Below are 8,982 nucleotides of genomic sequence, written 5' to 3'. Positions count from 1 at the left end.
GGAAGAAAGACCTGGAGATAGGAGTGGAGGATACGGTGTTCTTATAGGCTTATTCCGTAGATAAAGTAGTTTCACTTATTCTTGAGATTGTTTTGCCCTTGTTCCGAGTGAAGCGAGGATCTTCCCCGCAATGACAAATAGGGGAGTCATTGCAATCTACGAAGTGGGAAAGTGATCTCGCCGAAGCAATCCCTAAAATGCCAAAAATGTCAAAAGGGTGAAGAAGACTTTAAAAAAAACAAAGGCTAAGTTATTTTTGAAGCAAACAGTTAACAGATCCAAAAACTTTAAATGAGTCCAGGCCTTCTAGAGATATATTTGCAGCTTATTTTTATAGTTTCTCTAATTTGCTTTTCGGCCTTTTTCACCAGCTCTGAAGTGGCACTATTTTCTTTGTCACGTCTGGATATTTTGCGTTTAAAAGAACATGCCCGTAAATCTTGCCGTTTAGCCGCCAATTTGCTTCAACATCCCAGGAGAGTTTTAGCCACTATTCTTATTGGCAATGAATTTGCTGATATTATTTCTTCAGCGGTAGCCACGGTTTTATTTGTAAAGCTTTTTGGACCTGAAAAAGCCTGGCTAGCGTTTCCTGTCATGACTATTCTTCTCTTCTTTTTCGGAGACTTAATCCCCAAGGTTATAGCCTTTCGTAAAAGGGAAAAAGCTGCCTGCTTTTTAGCACCTTTTTTGCGAGTTTTTATAATGTTTTTTTCTCCGGTAAGGGTCTTTTTAATTTCTTTTTCTGATGCCTTTCTTCGCCTTTTTGGGCTACCTACCCGTAGTGAAGTTGAATTTTCCGAAGAGGATCTCCTTCAGTTAATTGAAGAAAGTTATCAAGCCGGCCTTTTAGGTGAACAAGAGAGACGATTTATTTATGGACTTTTAGAATCAGAAAAAATACCAGTTTCTGCGATAATGACCCCTCGGCGGGAAATTTTTGCCCTAGAAGATGGCCCTATCACTGAAGAACTCCTGGTTAAAATTAAACGAAGAGGGGTTTCTCGCATTCCGATTTATCAGAAAAACATAGATGATGTTATAGGCATTTTGCACGTTAAAGATCTTTTGCGCTGGCAACTTCAACCTAAACCTACCCGTTTATCTCAATTGGTGCGCCCGGCCTTTTTCGTGCCTGAAGCCATGAAAGTACGCACTCTTCTTGAGGAATTTCAGAAAAAACGCCTCAAGTTTGCTCTGGTAGTAGATGAATATGGCACCATTGTCGGCCTGGTTACCCTGGAAGACATTTTAGAAGAACTTTTCGGAGAAATTTACGACGAGTTTGATATCCGCCGTGAACCATTGCAGGAAATCTCTGATGAAGTTTATAGGGTTTCAGCCAGGCTCCGTATAGAAGAGTTTAATCGCCTGGTGGGAGCCGAACTCCCTACAGATGAAAGCGAAACCATGGGGGGCCTTGTGCTTCAGCTTTTTGGAGAACTTCCCCGTGAAGGTGAAAGCCGGGAAGCTTTTGGTTTTAAGTTCACGGTGGAAAGGGTTAAAGGAACGCGTCTGGTAAGTATTATCGTGGAAAAACTCAAATGATTTACCTGACAGGCTTGCTTATATTCCTGGTCCTACTTTTTTCCGAGGCCTTTTTTGCCGGAGCAGAGATTGCTCTGGTGGCGGCTGATGAAAATCAGCTAAAAAAACAAGCTAAAAAGAGTCTCGGAGCCAAAATCGCTTTAAAGCTTCTAAAAAAACCGGAGTGGTTACTGACAACAACCCTTTTAGGGTTAAATCTTTCTGTTATTGGAAATAGTGTTGTAACTACTAAATTTTTACTCAAAGTGTCTCCTGAGTTTGGAGGGATTTTAGCGGTTTTTGGCTTACCCCCTCTAATGTTGTTGTTTGGCCAGATGATACCTAAGAGTATAGCTCAGCAAAAGGCAGACACTATGGCCCCTAAAGTGGCTCCACTGGTTTATTTAGTGAGTCGCTTTATGTATCCCCTGGTATGGCTGGTGGCTAATCTCATTTCCCTGGTAACCAAAGAAGAAGGGAAAAAACTTCCCTCTATTACCAGAGAGGAAATCCGCATCCTGGTATCATCTGAAGAAACTCTTGATCCCCGTGAAAAGCTTTTGATTAGTCGCTTAATAGATTTTTCCAAAAAAACAGCCACTCAGGTTATGATTCCTTTAGTAAGGGTTAAGGCGGTAGAAAAAAGTCAGCCCCTCAAAGAAGCCCTTAAATTGTTCGTTGAAACAGGTTTTTCAAGGATTCTTGTCTATCGTAAACATCCTGACCGCCTGATCGGTGTGCTCATAGCTCTTGACGTTTTAGGAGTCAAAGAAATGGAAAGGCCTGTTAGCCGTTTCATGAGAGAGGTGTTATATGTGCCGGAATTTAAACTAGCCGCTGAACTCCTTGGTGAAATGCAAAAAATGGGGCAAACCTTAGCAGTGGTAGTCAACGAATACGGCCAGGCTGTAGGTATTATAACCATAGAAGACCTGGTAGAAGAAGTTTTAGGAGAGTTCTGGGATGAATTTGACCAAAAACTTATCCCTTATGTAAAACTTGCGGAGAATCACTTTTTGGTGAAAGCCTGGATGGAAATAGAACAAGCCAACGAAGAGTTAGGTTTGAATATTCCCCCTGGGGATTATGAAACTATTGGTGGATTTGTCCTAAAAATAGCTGGCCGCATCCCCAAACCTGGAGAGATAATTGAATACCAAAATTTAAAAATACAGGTGCGGCGGGCCAGTAAAACCGCCCTTGATGAACTTGAAATCTGGGTAAAATCTAAATAACACCTTCTTTCACTTTGGCTGAATGCACGGCGGCTAGCAGGGCAATTTCTTCTAAAGTTTCGCGTACCCCCTGGGGAAAGGCCTGAGCAGCCTCTTTAAGTTCCTGAGCTCTGGCTTCAAGAAGAGACAAGTCAACAGGATTTCCTTTTAAAATGTCTTCCAAAGTGGCCATGACTTCCTGGGTCAATTGATTCACCTGATTTAAAGATGTTTCCAGAGAAGAAATTTGTTCAGTGCCAGTCTCCCTTGGCTTTTCAAGAGTTTTTTGTAAAATTTCTTGGAAATTTGATTCTCCAGGTCTTTTGGAAGCTTGCGAATTATGGGTTAACTTTTCTGATATGAGATGACTTTCTATTTTCATAGGAACCCCCGTTTAGCTTTTTATATATTTACTATTTCGGAGATAGGCGGAAATCCTTTAATAGGGTAGTTTAAGGGAGTAAAGCCTGAAAGTCAAATACAGGTTAGGAGTTATGCCGGTTTATTCTCAAGAATTTGATGTAATAGTTGTAGGAGCTGGCCACGCCGGGATAGAGGCTGCTTTAGCTGCCGCCAAACTCGGCTCAAGGGTATTGGTATTAACAATAAATCTTGACCGTATTGGTGCCATGAGCTGTAACCCGGCCATAGGGGGGCTGGCCAAAGGGCACCTGGTTAAAGAAATAGACGCCCTTGGCGGGGAAATGGCTAAAGCTATTGACCAGACGGGTATCCAGTTTCGTAAGCTGAACACCCGTAAAGGTCCGGCCGTGCGGGCCACCCGGGCTCAGGCTGACCGCTGGCGCTACCAGGATTATATGAAAAGAAAGCTTGAAACCACTCCTAGCCTTACGGTAAAACAGGCCATGGTTGACCGTATCCTCGTAAAAGATAAGCGGGTTTACGGGGTAGAGACTTCTATTGGTGAGATATTCCACGCTAAGGCTGTAGTGGTAACAACAGGAACTTTTTTAAAGGGGCTTATTCACATAGGTTTTGAGAACTTTCCGGCCGGGCGTATGGGAGACCCTCCTTCAAACAAGCTTTCTGATTGCCTTAAAGAGCTTGGTTTTGAGATAGGCCGTCTTAAAACCGGTACCTGCCCTCGTCTTGACGGACGCACCATTGACTATTCTCGCCTGGAAGTCCAATGGGGAGATGTTCCCCCACCTCTTTTTTCGTATGAAAACCAGGGAAAGTGTCCTCCGCTTCCCCAGGTGCCCTGCTATATCACTTATACCAATGAAAAGACCCACGAAATAATCAGAAATGCCTTTGACCGCTCACCTCTTTTTACGGGCATTATCAAAGGGGTTGGTATTCGCTACTGTCCATCCATTGAAGACAAGGTTTTTCGTTTTGCAGACAAACCGCGCCACCAGATTTTTCTTGAGCCAGAAGGCCTTGATACCGTAGAAGTTTATCCAAATGGTATTAGCACAAGCCTTCCCATAGATGTTCAGTGGGCCATGGTGCGTTCTATTGAGGGCCTGGAGAAGGCCGAAATTTTAAGGCCAGGCTATGCTATTGAGTATGATTATGTAAATCCTATTCAACTGAAACATTCACTTGAGACAAAGACCATTGCCGGGCTTTTTTTAGCCGGGCAAATAAACGGCACTTCAGGCTATGAAGAAGCTGCTGCTCAGGGAATTATGGCCGGGATTAACGCCGCCCTTTACGTGCAGGAAAAGGAACCCTTCATCCTTGACCGCTCTCAGGCCTATATTGGTGTGCTTATAGATGACCTGGTGACCAAGGGGACCAATGAACCCTACCGCATGTTTACTTCCCGGGCAGAATATCGCCTGCTTTTAAGAGAAGATAATGCTGACCTGCGCTTAACTGAATTTGCCTATCGCCTGGGACTTATAGATGACGAGCGTTATCAGCGCTTTCTTGAGAAGAAAAAATTGATTCAACAGACCTTAGAAAGGCTTAAGAAGACCAAGTTATACCCAGAGGACATCAATCCCCTTCTTCTGAAGCTTGGCTCTAATCCACTGAAGCAGCCCCAAAGCCTGTTTGATTTACTGAAACGTCCAGAAGTACCTCTTGAGGAAATAAAGAAAGTTTTTTCCTTTCTTGAAAACTTATCTGATGATATCCTACAACAGATTGAAATAGAAACTAAATATGCTGGCTATGTAAATCGCCAACGTCAGGAGATAGAAAGGTTCCGCCGGTGGGAAAATATGTTTTTGCCAGAAGATCTAAATTACTGGGAAATTCCTGGTTTATCTACTGAAATCAGGGAAAAGTTGAGTAAGGTGCGTCCGCGGTCTTTAGGGCAGGCCCTAAGAATTTCAGGAGTAACACCTGCTGCCATTACCGCTATACAGATCTACCTTAAAAAACAGGGATACCGCCCTGTAGTGAAAGAAGAAGCTGCTTAGGAGGGGAAATGTCAACCAAAGTTTCTGAATCCCAGGTTAATAAAGATTCGGCCCTGGTGGAATTGCCAGAAGAAAGTCCGCCTCTGGCGGTTCCGGTTTCTCCTCCTATTGAGGAAAAGCCTAAAAAAAAGCTTAAATTAAAGCTTAAAAAGAAAAGTATTTCTGACCATAAAAAGGCCAAAAAAGAGCTTTCTCCCAAAAAAGCCTTACAAGAAATCCCGGCTTCAGAAAAAACTTCAGGGGAGAAAGAAACCCTTCCGGCCATTCCCAAAGAAGAAAAAGATCTGGTTTCTTATGACCCCCTTCAACAGTACTTAAAAGAAATAAGCAAATATCCACTTCTTTCTCGAGAGGAAGAAGAGCGTCTAACTAAGGAGTATTATAAAACCAGGGACCCCAAAATTGCTTATCGCCTGGTGACTTCAAACCTGCGTTTAGTGGTAAAGATTGCCCTTGATTTTCAGAAGTTCTGGATGCAAAACTTTCTTGACTTAATTCAAGAAGGCAACGTGGGCCTTATGCAGGCGGTTAAAAAATTTGATCCTTATCGCGGGGTTAAATTTTCTTATTACGCTTCATTCTGGATAAAGGCTTACATTTTAAAGTTCATCATGGATAATTGGCGATTAGTAAAGATAGGGACTACTCAGGCCCAGCGGAAGCTCTTTTACAATTTACGCAAAGAAAAAGAAAAGCTTGACGCCATGGGCTTTGAACCAGCGGCCAAACTTATTTCTAAGCGCCTTAACGTGAAAGAAGAAGACGTCATTGAGATGGAACAGCGTTTAAGTGCCGGTGAAGTGAGCCTTGATGCCCCTATTAAAGACGACTCCGATGAGCTTCACCGTGATTTTTTGGCAGACCCTAGTGCCAAAGTAGAAGACCAGGTGGCCAAAAAAGAAGTTATCTCAAAACTTCGCAGTATTCTTGAAGAGTTTGGTAAGGACTTAAAAGACAAAGAGAGAGTTATTTTTTACGAGCGGCTTCTGGCTGAAGAGCCCTTGACCCTTCAGCAAATTGGTCAAAGGTTTGGGGTATCCCGGGAAAGGATTCGCCAGATAGAAGAACGCTTGCTCAAAAAACTTAGAAAATATTTAAAGGAAAGGTTACCAGATGCAGAAAATTATCCTCTGGCCATTGAAGGTTCTTAGTTTAGGGCTTCTGGGCTGGCTATTAATTTCTTCTCCTTTGTGGGCCAAATGTCCTCCTGCTGAGGCTTATTATTATTACCTCGTGGGAGAGCAACTTTTACTTAGAGGAGACTTGTTATCCGCCAGAAAAGCCCTGGAAAAGGTTATAACATGCGATCCCAAGGCCCTTACCCCTCAAAAAGAACTGTTAAAGATTTATCTTCAATCGCGCCAGTATGATAAGGCTATAGATTTAGCTCAAAAAATATTAAAGCAATTTCCTGATGACAAAGAAACACTTTTTTTACTGGCAAGGGCCTATTGGTTGCAAAAAAGGCCTTTTAGAGCAGTTGAAACCCTGGAAAGGGTTTTAGAAAAAGACCCAGGCAACACCGAAGCCCTTTCTATTCTTACTTCCATTTATCTTGAGCAAAACCAGCTTGAAAAGGCCCTTAAAGTGCTTAAACGCTTAGCGCAAAAAAATCCCCGTAATCCCGCTATTTATATAGAAATTGCCCGTATTTACCGTAAAAAGGGAGAGTTTGACCAGGCGCGTAAGTATTACTCCAAGGCGCTTGAGCTAGAGCCAGATAACATCAAAATTCTTCTTGAGTATGGAAACTTTCTGGAAAAGATAGGCGCTTTTGAGAAGGCTCAAAAACTTTACGAAGAGGCCCTGGCCAGGAATCCTGAACAGTTTCATCTCTACGAGGCCTTACTCAGGTTATATGTAAATTCAGATGAATTTGAAAAAGCCCTGAAAATGATCAACAAACTTGAAAAACTGGTGGGCCAAAGGCCCCAACTCCTTTTTCGTAAGGCGTTACTTCTTATGGATTTGGGCCGGAACGAAGAAGCAGAAAAGGTCCTTACCAAAGTTCTTGAAAAAAAGCCAGATTTTTATACGGCGCTATTTTACCTGGGTATAATCAAAGAAAAGCAAGGGTTAAAAGAAGAGGCGCTTAAGGCTTACCAGAAAATACCTCCAGATTCAGAGGTTTTTCCTTTGGCCTTGAGAAGAATCGCTGCCCTTACCCGAGACCCTCAAAAGGTTTATGCTGTTCTGGAAGAGGCTTTTTCTAACCGGCCAGATAATAAAGATTTATATCTATTAGCTGCCTCTATTTTTGACCAGCTAGACGCCTGTGACCTCGGGCTTAACCTTATGAAAAGGGCCTTACCCCGTTTTTCTGAAGACCTAGATTTCATGATTTCTTATGCAATGTTATTGGTATGTATTGGCCAGGAAGAAGAAGTGATCAAAGTTCTAAGCCCCCTTTTACAGAAATATCCTGATGACCCTGACCTTTTGAACTTTATTGGCTATACCCTGGCTGACCTAAATAAAGACCTGGACAGGGCTGAAAAATACATCAGAAAGGCCTTATCTATAAAACCTGAAAGTGGCTATATTGTTGATAGCCTGGCCTGGGTTCAATTTCGTAAAGGCCAGTATGAAAAAGCCTTAAAAAATATCAAAAAGGCTTTAGAGCTATCCCCTGATGATCCGGTTATTTACGAACATTACGGGGATATTTTAAAAGAGCTTGGCCAAATAAAAGAGGCCTGTAAGGCATATAAAAAAGCTTTGTCTCTGGCCAAAAAGAAACGCGATCGCCAAAGAATATCTCAGAAAAAAGAAAAGCTGTGCGGCAAGGCTTCCTATTAATATTTATTCTTTTTTTATTTTCCTGTGCCCCTCCAAGGCCTGTCTCCTGGACGCCAGAGTTAAAGCCTTTTAGTGGGGCTAAAGGCCTGGTGGCTTACGACATTTCCACTCCTAAAGGCCAATTTAAAGGGGAAGCCTTTTTTCTGTCTGGTTCAGATTTTGTCTATTTTGAGGTGCCTTCTTTTTGGGGACCAGTAGTTTTTCAAGGGATTTTGGCAGGGCAAAAACTTATAATACTAAATTTTTTGGCCAATAAGGCCTATGTGCTTGAGATGAGAGATATTCTGGCTCAAGAAGATATTCCCTGGGGTGTGTTGTTTTTGGGAGTTTTCCCTGAAAGTTGGCTTAAGAAAGCCACGAGTTTTGCCACTAAAAAAGGGTATAGATTGGACGTAAAATTAAGCGAAAAATATAAGATACAGGGATACTTTTCAAAACTAGGTATTTTAAAGAAGATAGAAATCAAAATCTCAAAGGGTACCCTAAAATTCATTTATGAGAAGGACAAAACTTTTTTGGAAATCCCGAGGCTTCGCAGTAAAGCACAGTTCTTTTTCAGACAAAAAACTTTGCTTGATAAAAAACCAAAGTCCCCGCCAGTTTCTATCCCGCCTTATTTTGAAATGCAAATTTATTCTTTTTAAGCGGATAGAGACCTTTGCAAAACTTTGAAACATTAGTTTCCTATACTCCATAGGGGAGAGATTGCTTAGCCACTTTGTGGCTCACAATAACAGGGCGGTAAGGGAACCGTATGACACTTCTTCATGTTATTATGGGGAGCATGTTCCCAGCTGTCACTGCGAGGAGATTCCTCGCTTCGCTCAGGACAAGCTAAGTAGCCTCAGGAAAATATTTTGCAAAGGTCTCGGATAATTTTTGGGTTGTCATTGTAAGCCTCCCTACTGCGTTATTGCGAGCAAAGCGAAGCAATCTCAGGGGATTACTTCGTCGGCTCTGCGGGCCTTCTCGTATGACCTGGTAGAGTCACTTCGCCACAGCGACTACGTCGCCTCGCATAGTGTTTCGTCAACTGTGTCCGCAGG

At 42.5% G+C, this 8,982-nt stretch carries 7 protein-coding genes; 6 read left to right on the top strand and 1 reads right to left on the bottom strand.

What is annotated here, in order from left to right:
* Positions 1-291: 291 nt before the first annotated feature.
* Together TH606_RS10635 and TH606_RS10630 are read left to right on the top strand one after the other, a co-directional pair.
* Positions 292-1,548: a hemolysin family protein gene (locus TH606_RS10635; RefSeq protein WP_068543877.1), complete on the top strand. Its 1,257-nt coding sequence runs from the start codon at positions 292-294 to the stop codon at positions 1,546-1,548.
* The gene (locus tag TH606_RS10630; protein WP_068543874.1) at positions 1,545-2,762 is read left to right on the top strand and encodes a hemolysin family protein; all 1,218 of its coding nucleotides are present in this window, start codon (positions 1,545-1,547) and stop codon (positions 2,760-2,762) included. Before TH606_RS10635 ends, TH606_RS10630 begins: the two co-directional genes overlap by 4 nt.
* On the opposite strand, the gene TH606_RS10625 is transcribed toward TH606_RS10630, so the two are convergent.
* Complete coding sequence (locus TH606_RS10625) at positions 2,755-3,123, bottom strand: hypothetical protein (RefSeq protein ID WP_068543872.1); 369 nt, start codon at positions 3,121-3,123, stop codon at positions 2,755-2,757. The two genes, TH606_RS10630 and TH606_RS10625, sit on opposite strands and share 8 nt — an antisense overlap.
* 112 nt (positions 3,124-3,235) lie before the next feature.
* Here TH606_RS10625 and mnmG point away from each other — a divergent pair, with 112 nt between their 5' ends.
* From mnmG to TH606_RS10605, 4 genes are read left to right on the top strand one after another with little or no spacing between them, the layout of a single operon-like run.
* Positions 3,236-5,137, top strand: coding sequence for a tRNA uridine-5-carboxymethylaminomethyl(34) synthesis enzyme MnmG (gene mnmG / locus TH606_RS10620; protein WP_068543869.1), 1,902 nt, complete (start codon positions 3,236-3,238; stop codon positions 5,135-5,137).
* An 8-nt stretch (positions 5,138-5,145) separates the two neighbouring features.
* On the top strand, positions 5,146-6,288 hold the full coding sequence (locus tag TH606_RS10615) for a sigma-70 family RNA polymerase sigma factor (RefSeq protein WP_082863633.1): 1,143 nt from the start codon (positions 5,146-5,148) through the stop codon (positions 6,286-6,288).
* On the top strand, positions 6,251-7,936 hold the full coding sequence (locus TH606_RS10610; RefSeq protein WP_068543865.1) for a tetratricopeptide repeat protein: 1,686 nt from the start codon (positions 6,251-6,253) through the stop codon (positions 7,934-7,936). The genes TH606_RS10615 and TH606_RS10610 overlap by 38 nt, the downstream gene beginning before the upstream one ends.
* Positions 7,915-8,580 (top strand): hypothetical protein, encoded by a 666-nt coding sequence (locus tag TH606_RS10605; protein ID WP_068543861.1) that lies wholly within the window; start codon positions 7,915-7,917, stop codon positions 8,578-8,580. Before TH606_RS10610 ends, TH606_RS10605 begins: the two co-directional genes overlap by 22 nt.
* Positions 8,581-8,982: the final 402 nt, after the last annotated feature.

It is taken from the genome of Thermodesulfatator autotrophicus (assembly GCF_001642325.1).
Classification (GTDB): Bacteria; Desulfobacterota; Thermodesulfobacteria; order Thermodesulfobacteriales; family Thermodesulfatatoraceae; genus Thermodesulfatator; species Thermodesulfatator autotrophicus.
This window is presented reverse-complemented; position numbering and strand designations above follow the sequence as displayed.